The organism is Paracidovorax valerianellae (genome assembly GCF_900102625.1).
Taxonomy (GTDB): domain Bacteria; phylum Pseudomonadota; class Gammaproteobacteria; order Burkholderiales; family Burkholderiaceae_C; genus Paracidovorax; species Paracidovorax valerianellae.
The window spans coordinates 127,451-145,797 of record NZ_FMZC01000011.1 but is presented as its reverse complement, the minus strand read 5'-3'; the positions used below and the strand labels follow the sequence as shown (position 1 = coordinate 145,797).

Below are 18,347 nucleotides of genomic sequence, written 5' to 3'. Positions count from 1 at the left end.
CCGCGAGCCGCCCTCGCAAGCCCCCGGCACCGGCCGGGACAAAGGGCGGCCGCACTATGGCCTAATAGCGTGTTTTTCACTTTTCTCTCCAGGAGCCTCCCAAATGGGCAACAAGATCGTTACCGAAGCCGACCGCAAGCGCACCCCCCGTCCCCAGCCACTGCCCGGCGTGAGCCTGGCCACTCCTGGCCGCGGCCAGCGCGTGAGCCTGGAGCGTGGCGTCGCCACCCGCAGCAAGAAGAACCCCGGCAAGCGCTCCAAGAAGGGCGGCTGAAACGCCCCCTTCGCGCCCAGCGCGATGCCAAAGCCCTCTCCGGAGGGCTTTTTTCATGGGGATGCCACTTCGGCAAGACATGGCGGCGGGCACAATCCGGCTCATCCCTTCCAACCCGCCTGGACTGCACCATGCCTTCCAACCTTTCACCGAACGATGCCGGCACCCTGTACCAGGCGTTGCAAGCAGGCCCGCTGGCCGGAAGCCCGATCACGGCACTGCGCATCGGGGCGGGCCACTCGTCCATTGCCAGCGGTACGCAACCGCAAGCCCGGGTGCTGCGCACGCTGGATGTCGGCTATTACGCCACGGCGGCCGCGTGTTTCCGGCACGATCCACCGGCCGAGAGCGAACTGGAGCATGCCATCCAGGTGGTGGAAGACGCGGTGATGCCCGTGCATGCCGTGCTGCTGCCCGGCACCACGCTCTACACGGCCGATTCGGGAATCCGGCAGGTGGCCCTGGCCGCGGGCATCGAAGCCCAACCCGAAATGGCCCTGCCGCTCGATGCCGTGGAGCGCACGTTCCAGCGGCTGGCCGCCGTGTCCCTGGGCCGCCCACCGGCGCAGGAAGGGCTGCCCGAGGGCACGGCCTTCGCCGCGACGCTGCTCATCCTGCGCGAATGCATGCAGCACCTGGGTTTCGACCGCATCGTGATCCGGTCCGATACGGTGGTGTAGCCCCGGTCCCCGGAGCGATCAGCCCGGCCCGGGCACGGTGAATGCCTCGCGCGCCGCCTGCGCCGGGCCGCGCGCGCTGCAGCCCTCGAAATGGTCGTTGACCAGCCCCATGGCCTGCATGAAGGCATACATGGTGGTGGGGCCGACGAAGCTGAAGCCACGCTTTTTCAGGTCTTTCGACAGCGCGACCGAGGCCGGCGTGGTGGGCATGGCCCGCACGGTCTCCAGCGTGATGTGCTCGGGCCGTCCCTCGGCAGCGGCCGGGGCGAAGCGCCACACATAGTGCGCCAGCGACCCGAATTCGCGCCGCAACTCCAGCACGCGCTGCGCGTTGTGAATGGCCGATTCGATCTTGCCGCGATGGCGCACGATGCCGGCATCGGCCAGCAGGCGCTGCACATCGGCCGCATCGAACCGCGCGACCCGTTCGGCATCGAAGTTGGCGAATCCCGCGCGGAATGCCTCGCGTTTGTTCAGGATGGTGAGCCAGCTGAGGCCGGCCTGAAAGCCCTCCAGGCACAGCTTTTCGAACAGGCGCCGGTCATCCGCCACCGGAAAGCCCCATTCGTTGTCGTGGTAGTGGCGGTACAGCGGCGTCGCGCTGCACCACTGGCAGCGGGGGCAGCCGGCCTCGTCGGTGAACAGGCCGGTGCCGGCGTGCAGCGGTGTCGGGACAGGCGCCGGGACGGACGCCGCAATGGGCTGGGGAGCCGCAGGAACGGGGGCTTTGGCAGGCATGGCGGGATTCTGCCCGCTGCTGGGCCGGCGGTAGCCCGAGAACGGGCGCGTCGATGCGCGGCCCATCACCGCAAGGGGCTGCTGCGGCTTCGCTATCCTCGGGGAACCCACTGCCGGACCGCGACCGCATGCCTCTGACCCCCTCTTCGACGCCGCTTGCCCGGCTGCCACAACGCCTGCTGCTGGCCTGCTCGCTGCTGCTCTCCGGCTGCGCGAGCACCGGGCAATCGCTGGCCTACTACTGGCAATCGGTGCGCGGGCACCTGCAGCTCATGCATGCGGCCGAGCCCATCGATGCGTGGCTGGCGCGCGGCGATACCTCGCAGGCGCTGCGCGACCGCCTCGCGCTGGCGCAGGAAGCCCGCCGCTTCGCCGTGGCCGAACTGGGCCTGCCCGACAACGCCAGCTACCGCCGCTATGCCGACCTGGGCCGCCGCGCTGCGGTGTGGAACGTGGTCGCCGCCAAGCCCTATTCGCTCACGCTGCACCGCTGGTGCTTTCCGATCACGGGGTGCATCGGCTACCGCGGCTATTTCAACGAGGCCGATGCCCGGGCCGAAGCCGCCCGACTGGCGGCCGAAGGGCTGGAGGTGGGCGTATACGGCGTGCCCGCCTATTCCACGCTCGGCTACATGAACTGGGCGGGTGGCGACCCGCTGCTCAACACCTTCATCGGCTGGCCCGAAGGCGAATTCGTGCGGCTGCTGTTCCATGAACTGGCGCACCAGGTGGTGTATGCGAACGGCGACACGCTGTTCAACGAGTCGTTCGCCACCGCCGTCGAGCGCCTGGGGGTGGAGCGCTGGCTGGCCGAGCGCGCCACGCCGCAGGCCCGCGCCGACTATGCGCACGGCGACGACCGCCGCAACGCGTTCCGGGCGCTCACGCGGGCCGCCCGCGAACGGCTGGCGGCCCTCTATGCCGCGCATGGGTCCGATGCGCCCGAAGGCACGGCGTCCGCCCCGCCAGATGCACAGGTCGAAACCCTGAAAAAAGACGCCATGCAGGCGTTTCGTGCCGATTACGCCGCGCTGCGCGCCCGCTGGATCGCCGAAGACGGCGCAACGCCCGCACAACTGGCCGGCTACGACCGCTGGGTGGCCGAGGCCAACAATGCCGCTTTCGGCGCGCAGGCAGCCTATGACGAATGGGTGCCGGCCTTCGAAGCCCTGTTCCAGCGCGAAGGCCGTGACTGGCCGCGCTTTTATGATGCGGTCAAACATCTCGCGGCACAGCTGCCAGAGCAACGCCAGGCCGCCATGCGCGCCCTGCTGCCCGCCAAGACTCCGGAGAAACCCATTGCCTGACATCCACATCCAACGTCCCCACCAGCTGGGTCTGCCAGAAGCCCGCAAGATCGCCGGCCTGTGGGCCCAGAAAGCCCAGGCCAAGTTCGAAATGGAATGCGCCTACGAAGAGGGCGCGGCCCAGGACACGCTGCGCTTTCAGCGCCCCGGCATCGAAGGCACACTGCAGGTGCATGCCGACCGGTTCGAACTGCAGGCGGAACTGGGCTTTCTGTTCGGCGCCTTCAAGGACCGCATCGCCGCCGAGATCGATGCGCAGTTCGACAAGCTGCTGAGCCGCCCGTCACCCACGGCGGCCTGAGCCTTTCAGAGCCGCCTGCGGCGTGGCCGCAGGGGTATTGGCCCGACGATGGCCTTGAGCATCGCTGCGCACAGCGGTGCGGGTGCACAGCACCTCGAAGGGGAATGCGGGAAGAACCAGCGATCAGAAACCGCAGGCCGCCGGGTGCACTGGCCCGTGTGGAGCCGATCAGCTCAGCGATTCGATGAGATCGATGTACTGCTGCTTGGCCGCGTCCGCCTGCGTGCCCTTGACCTTTTCCCACGCATCCCACTTGGCACGGCCGACCACGTCGGAAAAACTGGGCTTTTTCTCGGCGTTGTCACCGGCCGTGGCCTGCTTGTACAGCGCGTAGATCTTGAGCAGCGTCGGGTTGTCGGGGCGCTCGCTGAGGTTCTTGGACTGGGCGACGGCGGCTTCGAAGGCCGTGTTCAGATCGGACATGGAAAGGGTCTCCGTTGATGGTCGATCTGCCATCTTAGGGCCTCCCGCGTAGGCCGTGCCGTGGCGTCGCCTGCACGGTTCAAGCGGCTGGTATTGGTAAACGGGCGGGGTGGCGCAATAGTGCGCCGTCTCCTTTTAAGCCCCGCGCAAGAATCTCCGTGAGCGTTCAAAACGTTTCCCAGTCGTCATCCGCACTGGACTTGCGGGCAGGCTGTTGCGCTGGCTGGGCCGCTGCCACCGTGGGCTTGCCTTGCGGAGCAGGCTTGGCCTTCTCGGCCTGATGCGATGACGAGGATGCGGCGGACGCAGGCACGGCCGCGGCTTTTGGCACCGAGCCCATTCCCACCCGCTTTGCCGCCACGGCCGGCTTGGCTGGCGACGGGGAGGCGAAGCGTGGCGCAGGTGGTGCTGGCACTGGCTTGGGGCGGTCCAGGGCCGCAGCCCGCCCTGCTTGCAACATGCCGTCATCCTTCAGGTGAAACACTGCAGTGGCACGCACCAGTTCGTTGGCCTGGGCGCTCAGGCTGCTGGCGGCGGCGGCCATCTCTTCGACCAAGGCAGCGTTCTGTTGCGTGGACTGGTCCACGTGGGTGATGGCTTCACTGATCTGATCGACCCCACTGCTTTGCTCGGCGCTGGCGGCGCTGATCTCGCCCATCAGGTCGGTGGCGCGGCGAATCGATGCCACCACTTCGGCCATGGTGTGGCCGGCCTTGTCCACCAATGCACTGCCGCGTTCCACGCGGTCCACGCTGGCAGTGATGAGGCCCTTGATTTCCTTGGCGGCGTCTGCACTGCGCTGCGCCAAGCTGCGCACCTCGCTGGCGACCACGGCGAAGCCCCGGCCTTGCTCGCCCGCGCGCGCCGCTTCCACGGCGGCATTCAGCGCCAGGATGTTGGTCTGAAAGGCAATGCCGTCGATCACGCCGATGATCTCGCCGATCTTGCTGCTGCTGTCCTGAATGCCGCGCATGGTGTCGACCACCTCGGCCACGACCGCACCGCCTTGTTCGGCCACGGACGATGCCGTTTGCGCGAGTTCGTTGGCCATGCGTGCACTGTCGGCGTTTTGGCGCACGGTGGAACCGAGTTGCTCGGTCGACGCAGCCGTCTGCTGCAGCGCCGAGGCTTGGCGCTCGGTGCGAGCGGACAGGTCGTGATTGCCCGCATCGATCTCGCTGCTGGCGCCGGACACGCTCTCCGCGCTGGTTCGCACGGTCTGGACGACAGCGGCCAGCCGATCACTCATGCTGGCCATGGCGGCCATGATGCTGCTCGTATCGCCCGCTCGCACCGGAATGTGGGACGCGAGATCGCCCCCCGCCACGGCGTCCGCAACCCGCTTGAGTTCGGACGGATCGGCGCCGAGCTGCCGGACCACCGACCGCAGATAAAAGCTCAAGCCGGCCAGGCAGCCCACCACGATCAGCACGGCCAGCACGGCAACGTCTCGGGCGGTGGTGGCGTATTCCTTCACTTCATTGATGCGAAAAGAGAGCCGATCACCCTGGCGGTCCTTTTCCTGGCCGAGGGGCGCCAGCAGGCGATTGCGGGCAGGAATGGTCTGGTCCACCAGAAACGCGAAGGCTTCTTCCTTGCGCCCCGCCTGGATCAGCGCGAGATTCTGCTCGCCCACGGTCCAGAAGGCCGCCATGAGCGCGGGCAAGGGTGCATAGGCCTTGCGCCCCTCATCGGAGGTCATGCTGATGCCGAGTTCGTCGAGGGTCTTTTGCAGCAGGACGCGCTTTTCCGAGATGTCTGCCAGCGTTGTGCGCAGCTCTTCGGGGGAGCGGGCCAGAATCGAATGCCGCAGTTGCAGCGACACCCGCGTCACGTTCAGTTCGAGGGCTGCGATCCGCTGCAGTTGCGACACGTTGCTGGATCGCACCGCCTCCGCATCGGTGCTGAGCTGCCCCATCATGGTCCAGATCGCCACCGCCAGCGCAACGAGCAGTACCAAGATGCTCCCGTTGATGAGCATCAGCCGGCGTGCAAGCGCACCCCGTCCTTGTACAACCTCCATAGCGATCCCCTCTGCATTGGTTTTTCAACGGGTCCGCCGGACAGCAGGCCCTGCATGGCGCTGTGGATTGGCGCTCTGGGGAACCATTGTTCGCGTTATTGGCCAAAAATGCCAGCCCGGGTTGTCACGGACCGGGCCAGAGGGTGCGTGGACGCTTCAGGACGTGCCGGAAAGCCCGTCCACCGCCTGGAACATCGACTGCCGCGCCTGGCTCACCACCTGGCCCTTCCAGACATCGGTGTCGGTGTAGAACGCGGCCAGCATCTGCGTGCGGATCTGGGCCGCCAGTTCAGCGGGCGCCTCGGGGTGCAGGTTGAGCCAGTGCTCGGCACGCAGGGCCTGCATGACCTGCAGCACGGGCACGGTGCCGTATTCCATCGCAATGCCGGTGATCTCGGCCTGCGGGCATTCCTCGTACACGCTGTTCCACATCAGGCCCGTGAGAAAAGCGGAGGTCGACGAACCATCGTAGATCGACGTGACCGGCGTCGCGCCGCCACCCGCCCACCAGTCGCGCGCGCGCTGCACCGAGGCCGCATCGTCCCGCCCGGCATAGATGCGCTCGCCATGGCCGCTAGGCCCCAGGCCCGTGTGCAGGTCGATCCAGGCGATGCGCTGCGCGTGCTCGCCTTGCTCGCGCAGTACCTGGCGCAGCGTGCGGTTGCTCCAGGTGGGCGCCGTGCCGCCGAAGAACAGGCCGCCCGGAAATTCATGCTGGCCCCTGGTGATGGCAGCCTGCCAGGCAGCTTCGCCGCGGGTTTCGATGAAGCGCTGCACGGCCTCGCGGTTGTCGGCGGTGGGCGGCCACTGGTCGGGCAGGAGCAGCGGCTGGATCTCGCGGTAGGCCTCGTTCACCGGCAGGGGTCGGGTGAAATCATGGAAGTTGCGGTTCAGGTCGACGTTCTCGTGCGTGGCCCGGCGGATGTGCGAGAAGCCATACGGGTTGAGCCCGTGCACGTACAGCACCGCCACGCCCTGCTCGCGCGCCTTGGCTCGCCACGCCGCGTCATGCAGCGCGTAGACCTGCACGCCGCTGCCGCAGTAGCCTTCCACGCCATGACAGGCACTGGTCAGCAACAGCAGGTGCTTAGCGTTGGCAGGGCCATCACGCACCACGTCCATCGCGAGCGTCTCTCCGTCCCGCCCCTTGAGGGGATGCGTGTGCGACTCCACCAGCAGCCCGGCCTGCGCTGCGGCCTCCAGAAACTGGGTGCGGGCGCGCGCATAGCTGGGGGAAAACGCCGGGACGATATCGATCATGAAGATCTCCGTTCGAGAGGGGGGCCGATGGGCTGGAGGCAAAAAGGAAAGCGAAAACGCCCCGCCGTCGCCGGCAGGGCCAAGGGGTGCGCCAGGCACCGGATGCGGGAAAGAAACTCACGGCCTGCGCGCCAAAGCGCTGCAGGCGTGCATCGCCAGAAAAATCGGCCTGCCGGATCAGCCCGCCGGCCGCGACAGCCAGGTCTGCGCCAGCTGCACCCAGTAGGTCGCGCCGAGCGGAATCAGGTCGTCGTTGAAGTCATAGCTCGGGTTGTGCAGCGTGCAGGGCCCGCCGCCGTGGCCCATGGCGCGGTGGTCGCCGTCGCCGTTGGCGATGAAGCAGTAGGCGCCCGGCTTGGCCTGCAGCATGAAGGCGAAATCTTCGGCGCCCATGGTGGGCTCCTGCCGCACCACGTTGGCCTCGCCCACGATGCCGGCCATGACCTTGCGCGCGAACTCGGCTTCGTCCGGCGAATTGACGGTGGGCGGGTAATTGCGCACGAACTCGAACTCGCACGTGGCCTCGTGCGCGGCGCAGGTGTGCTCGGCCACCTGCCGCATGCGGCGCTCGATCATGTCGAGCACTTCGATGCTGAAGGTGCGCACCGTGCCCTGCAGCTCGCAGCTGTCGGGCACCACGTTGGTGGCCTCGCCGGTGTGGATCATGGTGACCGAGATCACGCCTGCGTCCACCGGCTTCTTGTTGCGGCTGATGATGTTCTGGAAGGCCTGCACCATCAGGCACGCCACCGGCACGGGATCGGTGCCCATGTGCGGCATGGCGGCGTGGCTGCCCTTGCCGCGAATGACGATCTTGAACTCGTTGCTGGAGGCCATCACCGGGCCGGGGCTCACGGCGAACTGGCCAGCCTTCATGCCGGGCCAGTTGTGCATGCCGAACACGGCCTGCATGGGGAACTGCTCGAAGAGGCCGTCTTCGATCATCACGCGGGCACCGCCGCCGCCTTCTTCGGCCGGCTGGAAGATCAGGTACACGGTGCCGTCGAAGTCGCGGTGCTTGGCGAAGTGCTGGGCCGCGGCCAGCAGCATGGCCGTGTGCCCGTCATGGCCGCAGGCGTGCATCTTGCCGGGGTGCGTGCTGGCATGCGCGAAGGTGTTGAACTCGGTGATCGGCAGCGCGTCGATGTCGGCGCGCAGCCCGATGGCACGGCCAGAGGCCCCGCCGTCGCGCCCGTGCACGATGCCGACCACGCCGGTCTTGCCCAGGCCGCGGTGGATGGGGATGCCCCATTCGGTGAGTTTGCCGGCCACCACGTCAGCGGTGCGCACTTCTTCGAAGCACAGTTCGGGATGGGCATGGATGTCGCGGCGCACGGAGGCGATCGAGGCCGCTTCGGTCACGATGGAATCGATGAGTTTCATAATGTCTGTCTGTTCCTTGCGATCTCACAGTCTAGCCCCGGTGCACAAAGCCCGACAACCGGGATTGGAAACTCCACCCATGATCTCCGACCACGCCCTCTCGCTCGCCCAAACCCTGGTCCGCATGAACACGGTCAGCCACAACCCCAACCTGGCGCTGATCGACTTCGTCCAGCAGGAGCTGGTCCGCCTCGGGGTGAAGTGCCGGGTGACCCACAACGCAAGCAAGACCAAGGCCAACCTGTTCGCGACGCTGGGCGAAGGCAAGCCTGCCGGCGTCATCCTGTCTGGCCACACCGACACCGTGCCGTGGGACGGGCAGGACTGGACCTTCGATCCGCTGGGCGCCACCGTGCAGGACGGGCGCCTGTACGGGCGGGGCAGCGCTGACATGAAGGCGTTCATCGCCATCGCGCTGGCCCACGCCGAAGCCTTCCTCAATAGCGATGCCCCCTTCGCCATTCACTATGCCTTCAGCTATGACGAAGAGGTGGGCTGCTTCGGCGTGAAAGAACTCATCGCCGACATGAAGGACGCCGGCATCCGCCCGCTGGCCTGCATCGTGGGCGAACCCACCAGCATGGTGCCCGCCATCGCGCACAAGGGCGTGTACCGCTACAAGTGCTGCGTCCGCGGCAAGGAGGCGCACTCCTCGCTCACACCGCATTCGGTGAACGCCATCGAGATGGCGGCCCGCGTGGTGGGTCGCGTGCGCGACATGGCCGAGGGCTTCGAGCGGGACGAGCCCCGCTTCGAAGGCTTCGACGTGCCGTTTTCGACCGCGAGCGTGGGCCAGTTCCACGGCGGCATCGCCGACAACGTGGTGCCGCGCGACGCCGAGTTCCGCTACGAATTCCGCGACCTGCCCACGGCCGACGCCGCGCGCATGCAGGCCGAGGTGCGCGACTATGCCAAGTCGCTTGAACCCGCCATGCAGAAGGTCGCGCCGAACACCGGCATCACGTTCGAGACGATCTGCGAAATCCCGAGCTTTCTCGGCAACCAGGACGACCCCGTCACGCGGCTCGCGCAGCGCCTGGCGGGCGAGCAGGGCACCACGCTGGTGGCCTTCGGTACCGAAGCAGGGCTGTTCAAGAACGCCGGCATTCCCACCGTCGTGTGCGGGCCGGGCAGCATCCAGCAGGCGCACCAGCCGGATGAATATGTCTCGCTGGACCAGCTGGCCCGCTGCGAGGCCTTCATGCAGGGGCTGGCGGCGACGCGCCAGCTTTAAGCAGCAGCAGCGCGCCGGGTCAGACGCGCACGCGGCCGTCGCCGGTCAACATCGACATTTCCACGAACCGCGAAGCGGCATGGTTGCCGGGGCCGAACGCCACCTGGAAACCCGAGATCTGGTGCGAGCCAAGGCCCTCCAATGCCGACACCAGCGATTCGCGCGTGGGCCGGGCGCCGGCCTGGCGCAGCCCCTCGGCGAACACGCGCGCGGCCACGTAGCCTTCCAGGCTGGAATAGTTGGCCTGCACCTTGTTGCCGCTCTTCTTGATGGCTTCCTGGAACTCCCGCGTGAGCGGGCGTGCGGACTGGTAGGGCGAAGGCATCACCTGCGACACCACCACGCCCGCGCCATCAGCCTTCAGCTCGTCCATGAGCGCCTGCGTTCCCACGAACGACAGGTTGTAGAACGTGCCGCCGTAGCCGGCCTTGCGCGCGGCGCGCACGAAAGCGGCGCTGGCGGCATAGGTGCCAACCTGCACGATTGCTTCGGGCTTGGCCGCGATCAGCGTGCGCACGGCCGCAGTCACATCCACCGAATTGCGTTCCACCGTGGCCTGGGCCACCGGCGCAAGCTTGTGGGTGCCCAGGGCCAGCACGGTGCCTTCCAGGCCCGCCTTGCCGAAGGCATCGTTTTGGTAGAACACGCCGATCCTGCTCAACCCCAGAAGGGCGAGCTTGTTCACGATGGCGGCCGTCTCGTCGTTGTACGAGGCCCGCACGTGGAACACCAGCTTGTTCACGGGCTGGCGCAGCGCCTCGGCACCCGTGAACGGAGCGAAGAACGGCACTTTCGCCTGCGTCAGCAGCGGCAGCGCCGCCAGGCTGGTGGGCGTGCCCACGTAGCCGAAAAGCGCGAACACATCGTCGGCGATGAACTTGCGTGTGTTGGCGGCGCAACGGTCGGGCTCGTAGCCATCGTCCATCGTGCGCAATTCCACGGTGCGCCGGCCCGAGCCGGCCTGGGCATTCCATTGCTCGAAATACAGCTGCGCACCCTGGTGGAATTGCACCCCGAGTTGCGCGGAGGGCCCGCTGAACGGTGCGGATTGGCCCAGAACCAGGGGAGTGTCTGCCTGCGCGCGCGCCAGCCCGAAACCGCCGAGCGCTACAGCGCCCAGCCCGATGGAAAAACGTCGGCGCCCCAACGCAAGTTGCTTCATGGTGAAATCCCCTCTTCGATCCAAAAACGTCGATGTCTCGCGGGATTACCACCCCCGCCATCGCGGCTGCGGCGAGTGTAAGTTAGTAGAAACCCTATGTCCACGACTGAAAACATCCCCCATTCCGAGCCGGTCCAGCAAGTTCGGGGGGCTTGTCCCCACGATTGCCCGGACACTTGCGCCCTGCTGACCACCGTGGACAAGGGCGTCGCCACGCGGGTGCAGGGCAATCCCGCGCATGGACACACCGGCGGCGTGCTGTGCGCCAAGGTGTCGCGCTACGCCGAACGCACCAACCACCCGGAGCGCCTGCTCCAGCCGCTCAAGCGGGTCGGGCCCAAGGGCCCAGGGGCGCAGTTCGTGCCCGTGGGCTGGGACGAAGCGCTGGCCGACATCGCTGCGCGCCTGGGCGGTATCGCAGCACGCGATCCGCAGGCCATCCTCCCCTACAGCTACGCAGGCACCATGGGCCTGGTGCAGGGCGAAAGCATGGACCGGCGCTTTTTCAACCGCCTGGGCGCATCGCACCTGGGCCGCACGATCTGCTCCACGGCCGGCGGCGAGGGCCTCAACTACACGCTGGGCGGCAAGCTGGGCATGAAGGTGGAGTTCTTCACCGAGTCGCGCCTCATCATCATCTGGGGCAGCAACTCCATCGGCAGCAACCTGCACTTCTGGCGCTATGCGCAGCAGGCCAAGCGCGACGGCGCCCGGCTGGTGTGCATCGACCCGCGCAAGACCGAGACCGCTGAAAAGTGCCACGAGCACCTGCAGCTGCGCCCCGGCACCGATGCGGCGCTGGCCCTGGCGCTCATGCACGAACTGATCGCGAACGACTGGCTCGACCACGACTACATCGCGCAATACACCGTGGGCTGGGACGCGCTGCGCGAAAGCGCCCTGCAGTGGCCTCCCGAGCGCGCGGCCGAGGTGTGCGGCCTGCCCGTGGAGCAGATCCGCCAGCTGGCGCGCGAGTACGGCACCACGCGGCCTGCCGCCATCCGGCTGAACTACGGCATGCAGCGCGTGCGCGGCGGCGGCAACGCCACGCGCGCCGTGGCGTGCCTGCCTGCGCTCACCGGCGCTTGGCGGCACCGCGCGGGCGGGCTGCTGCTGTCCAGCTCCGGCCACTACCCCGTGCAGCGCGCCGTGCTGCAGCGCCCCGACCTGCACACCGGCCCGGCGCCGCGCACCATCAACATGGTGACCATCGGCGACGACCTGCTGCGTGAATCCTCGGCCGCTTTCGGCCCGAAGGTCGAAGCGCTCGTGGTCTACAACAGCAACCCGGTGGCCGTGGCGCCCGACTCCGCGCAAGTGGCCAAGGGCTTCGCACGGGATGATCTTTTCACCGTGGTGCTGGAGCACTTTCGCACCGACACGGCCGACTACGCCGACTATCTGCTGCCCGCCACCACCCAGCTAGAACACTGGGACGTGCACCTGTCCTACGGCCACACCGACGTGCTGCTCAATCGCCCAGCCATCGAACCGATGGGCGAAGCGCGCTCCAACACACGCATCTTTCGCGACCTGGCCGCGCACATGGGCTACACCGACGCCTGCTTTGCCGACAGCGACGAAGCCCTGTGCCGGCAGGCCTTCGGCGACCGGATCGACTTCGCCCAGCTGTTGGAAATCGGCTTCGCCCCCCTGCCCCTGCCCGACGCGCCGTTTGCCGAAGGCGGCTTTCACACGCCGTCGGGCAAGTGCGAGTTCTACAGCGAACGCCTGGCGGCGCAAGGGCTCGCGCCCGTGCCCGAGCACGTGCCCAACCATGAACTGCCGCAGCCCGGCGGCCGCTACCCGCTGGCCATGATCTCGCCGCCCGCGCGCAACTTCCTCAACTCCACCTTCGTGAACGTGCAGAGCCTGCGCAACATCGAAACGCAGCCGGTTCTGGAGATCCACCCCGACGACGCCGCTCCGCGCGGCATCGCAGACGGCAGCCTGGTGCGCGTGTTCAACGACCGCGGCAGCTACGAATGCCACGCCGCCGTGAACGACCGCGCCCGCCCCGGCGTGGTCAACGGCCTGGGCATCTGGTGGCGCAAGTTCGGCGTCAACGGCACCAACGTGAACGAGCTGACCAGCCAGGCGCTGACCGACATCGGCGGTGCGCCGACGTTCTATGACTGCGTGGTGGAAGTGGCGGCACTGCCCGCGCAGGCAACGGCAGCCAGCGCTGTGCCCGAGGCCTGATGGCCCGCGCAGATTTTCTGCGCCACCCCCCTCTTGAAAACCCGAAGCCCGCTGCTAGTTCATGAACCGGAAGCGCCGGAGCTTCGCCGGCGTTCCGTTCTTTCCATCAACGACACGTCATCCATGGAGGTTTCGCCATGTACCGATCCCTGTTTCCGCGCGACATGTTCGCCGAGATGGATCGCCTGCAGCGCGAGATGCAGCAGGCCTTCGATCTGTCGCCCACCATTCGCGGTTTCGCCCGCAACGGGTTTCCTGCCCTGAACGTCGGCGGGACGCCCCAGTCCATCGAGGTCTATGCGTTCGCCCCGGGCGTCGATCCGGCCACGCTGGAAGTACACCTGGAGCGCGGCCTGCTGAGCATTGCCGGCGAGCGCAAGAGCGCTATCGGCGAGGCCGATGCCAAGGCCACGGCGCACATCAACGAGCGCTTCGATGGCAAGTTCCGCCGCGTGATCACGCTGCCCGACGATGCCGATCCGGACGCCGTCAACGCCCAGTTGCGGGACGGCGTGCTGCGCATCACCGTGCAGCGCCGGGCCTCGGCACAGCCGCGGCGCATCACGATCCAGTAACCCGGAGGTTTCCGAAGACGACAGGAGAGACAGCCATGCGCAACGATATCCAGACTTCGAACAACAACACCAACAGCAGCAACCCCACTGGCAGTGCCCAGCCCGATACCACCCGCCGCAACGGCTCCGCGGCGCAGGACCGCTCGCGCTATGCCGACGCCGCGCTCACGCCGCCGGTCGATGTGATCGAGGACTCGGGCGGCATCACGCTATATGCGGACCTGCCGGGCGTGAGCCGCGACAAGCTCAATCTGCAGGTCGAGTCGGAGACGCTGACGATCGAGGCCGAATCCGACCTGGCCGTGCCCGAGGGCCTGACCTCCAGCCACACGGAAGTGGGCCTGGGGCGGTTCCGCCGGGTGTTCACCCTGAGCAAGGAACTGGACACCGAACGGGTGTCGGCCGAGCTGGCGAACGGGGTGCTGAAGCTGCGCATTCCGAAGGCGCAGCACGCACAGCCGCGGCGCATCGAGGTGCAGATGGCGTAACGGCTTGCGGAGCCGCCAGGGATCAGCGCACCGGCATTGCTATTATTTATATAGCAGCACTCCCTAGTGAATATTGCGCTGGAGCCCTTTTTTACTCAAAGTCGGCTCGCACAAAAGGATTGCCCCCGCCTCAGCATCGCGGCCCCTGCAGCTAATACGACTGCAGGGGCCGCGATGCGCTGAGCCCAGTTGAGCGCTGTCGGGCTCACCCTGCGGCAGAGGGCGATGCGGCGACGCTCTGCGCATCCAGCGCCAGGTAGTGGTGCACCACGGGACGGCCCGGGCCGACGTGGTAGCGCAGCGCCTCGGCCTGCAGATCGGCATCGGCCTTGGAAACACGGCCGTGCTGGCGCAGGTGCTCGGCCCACGATTCGACCAGGAACCACTCGATCACGCGGCCCGGCTCGGCCGTGTGCTCGGCCACGCCCCAGGCGTAGGCGCCGTCGCGGCGGCGTTCGCGCGCCACGTGCTGCATGGCCTGCAGGAAGGCGGGCAGGTCGGGCTGGCGGATCTGGTATTCGATCTGCACCATGACCGGGCCGCGATCGTGCGCGACGGGCTCGGCCAGCAAAGGCTCGGGCCAGTGGTTGGAGGGCTGCAGGTCGGCTTCGCCGGTGGGCAGCTTCACGCGGTGAAAGAGCACGGCCGCCAGCACCAGCCCGCCCGCACCGACCAGCAGCGTGAGCGGCAGGCCCGCCTGCCCTGCCACCAGGCCCCACCCCAGGCTGCCGGCGGCCATGGCGCCGTTGAACACCATGAGGTAGATCGCCAGGCCGCGGCCACGCACCCAGTTGGGCAGCACGGCCTGGGCCACGCCGTTGAGCGTGGTGAGCGCAATGATCCACCCCAGGCCCAGCACCAGCATGAGCGCCACGGCGGCCTCGCGCGGTGGCGCCAGGGTGAGCACGGCCATCACGCCGGCAGTGAGCAGCGAGGCCAGCAGCACCAGCCCGTCGGCATCGAGCCGCTTGCGCAGGCGGGGCAGCAGCACGGCACCCAGGATGGCACCGGCCCCGACGGCCCCCAGCAGCACGCCGTAAAAGCCTGCCGTGCCGCCCAGCATGCGCCGCGCCACCAGCGGCAGCAGCGCCCAGACCGAACTGGCGAAGAGAAAGAACACCGCCGCGCGCAGCAGCACCACATGAAGTTCGTGGCTGGCGCGGGCGTAGCGCAGGCCGGCGCGGAAGGCGCCGAAGAACTGCTCGTTCAGTCCCGTCGATTCGGCCTTGGGGCGCTTCCACCACAGCAGCGCGGCGATCACGAAGACATAGCTCAGCACGTCCAGGCCATAGGCCGCCGCCGCGCCGAAGCTGGCCAGCAGCAGGCCGCCGGCCGCGGGGCCGATGGCGCGGGCGATGTTGATGCCCAGCGAGTTGAGCGCCACGGCGCTCTTCAGCTCGCTGCGGGGCACCAGCTCGGGCACGATGGACTGCCACGTGGGGCCCATGAGCGCCGCGCCGATGCCGCCCACGAACGTGAGCGCGATGAGCGATTCGACGGTGAGCGTGTTCGTGCGGGCCATTACCAGCAGCGTGCCGCTCACGCCGGCCAGCAGGATCTGCACGGCGATCAGAAAGCGCCGGCGATCGAGGATGTCCGACAGCACGCCCGCCGGAATCGCGAGCAGAAAGATCGGCAGCGTCGCCGCCGTCTGCACCAGCGCCACGGCGGTGGGGCTGGTGGACAGCTCGGTCACCATCCACGAGCTGGCCACGTCGCGCATGAAGCTGCCGATGTTGCCCATCACGGTGGCGGCCCACAGCACGGCGAACAGCGGCAGGCGCAGCGGCGCGAAGCTGCCCGAGGGCGTGGCGGGTGTGGAGGCCGTGGCTACGGCCGCGCCGGGAGTGGCCGGCGCCGAAGAAGAATGTGGGTGATCGTCATGCGCCATGGTGGCCTCCCAGGTCGTGCCAGGCGACGAGCAGCATGCCGCCCACCAGGCCCCAATGTTCGAAGAATGCGTTGGCGCTGCGCTGCCGCTCGGCGGGCGCCGCCTGCCAGAAACGGTCGGCCAGGAACGCCGCCAGCACGGTGAAGCCCGCGAGCGCCAAGGCGCCCAGCCAGCGGTACCAGCCCGAGACGATCAGCAGCGAGGCGCCCAGTTGCAGCGCGATGATTGCGGCCGCCACGGGCGCGGCGGGCGCCAGGCCGAAGCCCCGCATCTCGGCCACCGCGCCGGCGAAGTTCCGCGCCTTGTCGAAGCCGCCTTGCAGGTAAGCGGCGCACAGGCACAGCAGCGCGAGCGACTGCACCCAGGGCGCCGTGAAGGCGGTGCGCAGCGCGTTCATGGAGTCCGCCACAGTCACACCGCCCAGCAGGCGCAGCCCAGAGCGCCCCAGAAGCCCTTCAGGTCGGCGATGGGCAATTGGCTGCTCCAGGCCGTGGCGTGCTGGTGGCCGTGCACGTTGCAGTCGTTGGCGCAGGCGCACGCCGCGGCGGCGCGGCGCATAACGGCCTGCAGCGGCGCACCCTCCTGCGCGCCCCAGCCGGCATAGCCGCCGAACGTGCGCACGGGCGACCAGTCGGGCATGGCGGGCGGTGGCGCCGCATCGTCGAAACGGGCGAATTCGCCCACGCCGTAGACCACCTTGCCGCCCACCACCGTCAGCAGCGCCGTGGTGTCGGCGATGTCGGATTCAGGGCAGCCGAAGAAGTCGCGGTCGGGCACGGTCAGGTCGGCCAGTTGCCCGGCCTGGATGCGGCCCTTCTTGCCTTCTTCGTTGCTGAACCAGGTGACGTTCTCGGTCCACAGGCGCAGCGCGGCCTCGCGGGTCAGGCAGTTGCGCTGCGGCGTGATCTGCAGGCCGCCCACGGTCTTGCCGGTGATGAGCCACGACAGCGACACCCACGGGTTGTAGCTGGCGACGCGGGTGGCATCGGTGCCGGCGGAAACCTTCACGCCCTTTTCCAGCATGCGCTTGACGGGGGGCGTGGCCTCGGCCGCGCCGGCGCCGTAGCGCTCGACGAAATACTCGCCCTGGTAGGCCATGCGGTGCTGCACGGCCACGCCGCCGCCCAAAGCGGCGATGCGGTCGATGGATTTTTCGGAGATGGTTTCAGCGTGGTCGAAGAACCAGTTCAGGCCGGCCAGGGGCGTGTCGCGGTTAACCTTCTCGAACACGTCGAGCGCACGGTCGATGGTCTCGTCGTACGTGGCATGCATGCGCCAGGGCCAGCGGTTCTGCGCCAGGATGCGGACCACGCCTTCCAGGTCGTCTTCCATCTCGGGCGCCATGTCGGGGCGCGGCTGGCGGAAATCTTCGAAGTCGGCCGCCGAGAACACCAGCATCTCGCCCGCGCCGTTGTGGCGGAAGTAATCGGTGCCCTGCTTGTATTGCGACGTGGCCGTCCAGTTCAGGAAGTCTTCCTTTTCCTGCTTGGGCTTTTGCGTGAACAGGTTGTAGGCCAAGCGAATGGTGAGCTGGTCGGCATCGGCCAGTTCCTGGATCACCTGGTAGTCGTCGGGGTAGCTTTGAAAGCCGCCGCCCGCGTCGATGGCGCCCGTCACGCCCAGGCGGTTCAGCTCGCGCATGAAGTGGCGCGTGGAGTTGACCTGGTACTCGTGCGGCAGCTTGGGCCCCTTTGCCAGCGTGGCGTAGAGGATGGCGGCATTGGGCTTGGCCAGCAGCAGGCCGGTGGGATTGCCGACGCTGTCGCGCACGATCTCACCGCCGGGCGGCGCGGGCGTGTCGCGGCCGTAGCCCACGGCGCGCAGCGCGGCGGCGTTGAGCAGCGCCCGGTCGTACAGGTGCAGGATGAACACCGGCGTGTCGGGCGCCACGGCGTTCAGCTCGGCGATGGTGGGCAGGCGCTTTTCAGCGAACTGGTGCTCGGTGAAGCCGCCCACCACGCGCACCCACTGCGGCGCGGGCGTGATGGCGACCTGGCGCTTGAGCATGCCCATCGCATCGGCCAGGCTCTTCACGCCGTCCCAGCGCAGTTCCATGTTGAAGTTGAGCCCGCCGCGAATGATGTGCAGGTGGTTGTCGATCAGCCCTGGCAGCGCAGCGCGGCCGCCCAGGTCGATCACCCGCGTGCCCGGCCCTGCCAGCGCCAGCACCTCGCGGTCGGTGCCGACCTGGGTGAAGCGCCCGTTGGCGACGGCCACGGCGCTGGCCGTGGGGTTGGCACGGTCCAGCGTGGTGAAGCGGCCGTTGTGCAGGATCAGGTCGGGGGTGGTGGGCTGGGTCATGGAAGAGGCCTTCGGGTCAGGGGTTCCGCCGGAACGAAGAAAAAGGGAATGTTTTACAACGCAAGAAAGGTGCAAGGGCCTGCCGCGCCGCCCTGCACCCCTTCT

The 18,347-nt window shown here is 67.9% G+C and carries 17 protein-coding genes; 8 read left to right on the top strand and 9 right to left on the bottom strand.

From position 1 onward, the window contains the following. The first annotated feature begins 103 nt into the window (after positions 1-103). Both BLT03_RS24525 and BLT03_RS16775 read left to right on the top strand, forming a co-directional pair. Positions 104-274: a hypothetical protein gene (locus BLT03_RS24525; protein WP_175537782.1), complete on the top strand. Its 171-nt coding sequence runs from the start codon at positions 104-106 to the stop codon at positions 272-274. Between the two features lie 131 nt (positions 275-405). Then, entirely contained in the window at positions 406-954 is a 549-nt protein-coding gene (locus tag BLT03_RS16775; protein ID WP_092744902.1) for a hypothetical protein, read from the top strand. An 18-nt stretch (positions 955-972) separates the two neighbouring features. On the opposite strand, the gene BLT03_RS16770 is transcribed toward BLT03_RS16775, so the two are convergent. Further along, positions 973-1,692 (bottom strand): DNA-3-methyladenine glycosylase I, encoded by a 720-nt coding sequence (locus BLT03_RS16770; protein WP_092744949.1) that lies wholly within the window; start codon positions 1,690-1,692, stop codon positions 973-975. A gap of 128 nt (positions 1,693-1,820) precedes the next feature. On the opposite strand from BLT03_RS16770, the gene BLT03_RS16765 reads away from it, so the two are divergent. Together BLT03_RS16765 and BLT03_RS16760 are read left to right on the top strand one after the other, a co-directional pair. After that, positions 1,821-2,999: an aminopeptidase gene (locus tag BLT03_RS16765; protein ID WP_092744901.1), complete on the top strand. Its 1,179-nt coding sequence runs from the start codon at positions 1,821-1,823 to the stop codon at positions 2,997-2,999. Then, on the top strand, positions 2,992-3,300 hold the full coding sequence (locus tag BLT03_RS16760) for a polyhydroxyalkanoic acid system family protein (RefSeq protein WP_092744900.1): 309 nt from the start codon (positions 2,992-2,994) through the stop codon (positions 3,298-3,300). Before BLT03_RS16765 ends, BLT03_RS16760 begins: the two co-directional genes overlap by 8 nt. 168 nt (positions 3,301-3,468) lie before the next feature. On the opposite strand, the gene BLT03_RS16755 is transcribed toward BLT03_RS16760, so the two are convergent. The 4 genes from BLT03_RS16755 to BLT03_RS16740 all read right to left on the bottom strand — a co-directional run bounded on the left by BLT03_RS16755 (position 3,469) and on the right by BLT03_RS16740 (position 8,389). Beyond that, positions 3,469-3,723 (bottom strand): acyl-CoA-binding protein, encoded by a 255-nt coding sequence (locus tag BLT03_RS16755; protein ID WP_092744899.1) that lies wholly within the window; start codon positions 3,721-3,723, stop codon positions 3,469-3,471. A 166-nt stretch (positions 3,724-3,889) separates the two neighbouring features. Next, entirely contained in the window at positions 3,890-5,746 is a 1,857-nt protein-coding gene (locus tag BLT03_RS16750; protein ID WP_092744898.1) for a methyl-accepting chemotaxis protein, read from the bottom strand. 156 nt (positions 5,747-5,902) lie between these two features. Further along, positions 5,903-7,006, bottom strand: a complete 1,104-nt coding sequence (locus BLT03_RS16745) for a M14 family metallopeptidase (RefSeq protein ID WP_092744897.1) — start codon at positions 7,004-7,006, stop codon at positions 5,903-5,905. Positions 7,007-7,183: 177 nt separating this feature from the next. Beyond that, positions 7,184-8,389: a M20 aminoacylase family protein gene (locus BLT03_RS16740; protein ID WP_092744896.1), complete on the bottom strand. Its 1,206-nt coding sequence runs from the start codon at positions 8,387-8,389 to the stop codon at positions 7,184-7,186. 79 nt (positions 8,390-8,468) lie between these two features. On the opposite strand from BLT03_RS16740, the gene argE reads away from it, so the two are divergent. Next, positions 8,469-9,623 carry an acetylornithine deacetylase gene (argE, locus tag BLT03_RS16735; protein ID WP_092744895.1) on the top strand — a complete coding sequence of 385 codons (1,155 nt, stop codon included), beginning with the start codon at positions 8,469-8,471 and terminating at the stop codon, positions 9,621-9,623. A 19-nt stretch (positions 9,624-9,642) separates the two neighbouring features. Here the strand turns inward: argE and BLT03_RS16730 are convergent, their stop codons facing one another. Then, positions 9,643-10,785, bottom strand: coding sequence for an ABC transporter substrate-binding protein (locus BLT03_RS16730; protein ID WP_092744894.1), 1,143 nt, complete (start codon positions 10,783-10,785; stop codon positions 9,643-9,645). Positions 10,786-10,881: 96 nt separating this feature from the next. On the opposite strand from BLT03_RS16730, the gene BLT03_RS16725 reads away from it, so the two are divergent. From BLT03_RS16725 to BLT03_RS16715, 3 genes are all read left to right on the top strand, one after another. After that, positions 10,882-12,987: a molybdopterin-containing oxidoreductase family protein gene (locus BLT03_RS16725; protein ID WP_092744893.1), complete on the top strand. Its 2,106-nt coding sequence runs from the start codon at positions 10,882-10,884 to the stop codon at positions 12,985-12,987. A gap of 137 nt (positions 12,988-13,124) precedes the next feature. Beyond that, positions 13,125-13,562 (top strand): Hsp20/alpha crystallin family protein, encoded by a 438-nt coding sequence (locus BLT03_RS16720; protein ID WP_092744892.1) that lies wholly within the window; start codon positions 13,125-13,127, stop codon positions 13,560-13,562. Positions 13,563-13,597: 35 nt separating this feature from the next. Further along, the gene (locus BLT03_RS16715) at positions 13,598-14,050 is read left to right on the top strand and encodes an Hsp20/alpha crystallin family protein (RefSeq protein WP_092744891.1); all 453 of its coding nucleotides are present in this window, start codon (positions 13,598-13,600) and stop codon (positions 14,048-14,050) included. 205 nt (positions 14,051-14,255) lie between these two features. On the opposite strand, the gene BLT03_RS16710 is transcribed toward BLT03_RS16715, so the two are convergent. The 3 genes from BLT03_RS16710 to BLT03_RS16700 are packed head-to-tail and all read right to left on the bottom strand — an operon-like array spanning position 14,256 to position 18,242. Continuing rightward, entirely contained in the window at positions 14,256-15,941 is a 1,686-nt protein-coding gene (locus BLT03_RS16710; protein ID WP_092744890.1) for an MFS transporter, read from the bottom strand. After that, on the bottom strand, positions 15,931-16,338 hold the full coding sequence (locus BLT03_RS16705) for a DoxX family protein (protein ID WP_092744948.1): 408 nt from the start codon (positions 16,336-16,338) through the stop codon (positions 15,931-15,933). The genes BLT03_RS16710 and BLT03_RS16705 overlap by 11 nt, the downstream gene beginning before the upstream one ends. Positions 16,339-16,352: 14 nt before the next feature. Further along, positions 16,353-18,242, bottom strand: coding sequence for an amidohydrolase (locus BLT03_RS16700; RefSeq protein WP_092744889.1), 1,890 nt, complete (start codon positions 18,240-18,242; stop codon positions 16,353-16,355). Positions 18,243-18,347 lie beyond the last annotated feature (105 nt).

Bases quoted from the DNA above. Each gene is read 5' to 3' on its own strand.
- BLT03_RS24525 (WP_175537782.1), top strand. From the start codon at position 104: ATGGGCAACAAGATCGTTACCGAAGCCGACCGCAAGCGCACCCCCCGT.
- BLT03_RS16775 (WP_092744902.1), top strand. From the start codon at position 406: ATGCCTTCCAACCTTTCACCGAACGATGCCGGCACCCTGTACCAGGCG.
- BLT03_RS16770 (WP_092744949.1), bottom strand. From the start codon at position 1,692: ATGCCTGCCAAAGCCCCCGTTCCTGCGGCTCCCCAGCCCATTGCGGCG.
- BLT03_RS16765 (WP_092744901.1), top strand. From the start codon at position 1,821: ATGCCTCTGACCCCCTCTTCGACGCCGCTTGCCCGGCTGCCACAACGC.
- BLT03_RS16755 (WP_092744899.1), bottom strand. From the start codon at position 3,723: ATGTCCGATCTGAACACGGCCTTCGAAGCCGCCGTCGCCCAGTCCAAG.
- BLT03_RS16750 (WP_092744898.1), bottom strand. From the start codon at position 5,746: ATGGAGGTTGTACAAGGACGGGGTGCGCTTGCACGCCGGCTGATGCTC.
- BLT03_RS16745 (WP_092744897.1), bottom strand. From the start codon at position 7,006: ATGATCGATATCGTCCCGGCGTTTTCCCCCAGCTATGCGCGCGCCCGC.
- BLT03_RS16740 (WP_092744896.1), bottom strand. From the start codon at position 8,389: ATGAAACTCATCGATTCCATCGTGACCGAAGCGGCCTCGATCGCCTCC.
- argE (WP_092744895.1), top strand. From the start codon at position 8,469: ATGATCTCCGACCACGCCCTCTCGCTCGCCCAAACCCTGGTCCGCATG.
- BLT03_RS16730 (WP_092744894.1), bottom strand. From the start codon at position 10,785: ATGAAGCAACTTGCGTTGGGGCGCCGACGTTTTTCCATCGGGCTGGGC.
- BLT03_RS16725 (WP_092744893.1), top strand. From the start codon at position 10,882: ATGTCCACGACTGAAAACATCCCCCATTCCGAGCCGGTCCAGCAAGTT.
- BLT03_RS16720 (WP_092744892.1), top strand. From the start codon at position 13,125: ATGTACCGATCCCTGTTTCCGCGCGACATGTTCGCCGAGATGGATCGC.
- BLT03_RS16715 (WP_092744891.1), top strand. From the start codon at position 13,598: ATGCGCAACGATATCCAGACTTCGAACAACAACACCAACAGCAGCAAC.
- BLT03_RS16710 (WP_092744890.1), bottom strand. From the start codon at position 15,941: ATGGCGCATGACGATCACCCACATTCTTCTTCGGCGCCGGCCACTCCC.
- BLT03_RS16705 (WP_092744948.1), bottom strand. From the start codon at position 16,338: ATGAACGCGCTGCGCACCGCCTTCACGGCGCCCTGGGTGCAGTCGCTC.
- BLT03_RS16700 (WP_092744889.1), bottom strand. From the start codon at position 18,242: ATGACCCAGCCCACCACCCCCGACCTGATCCTGCACAACGGCCGCTTC.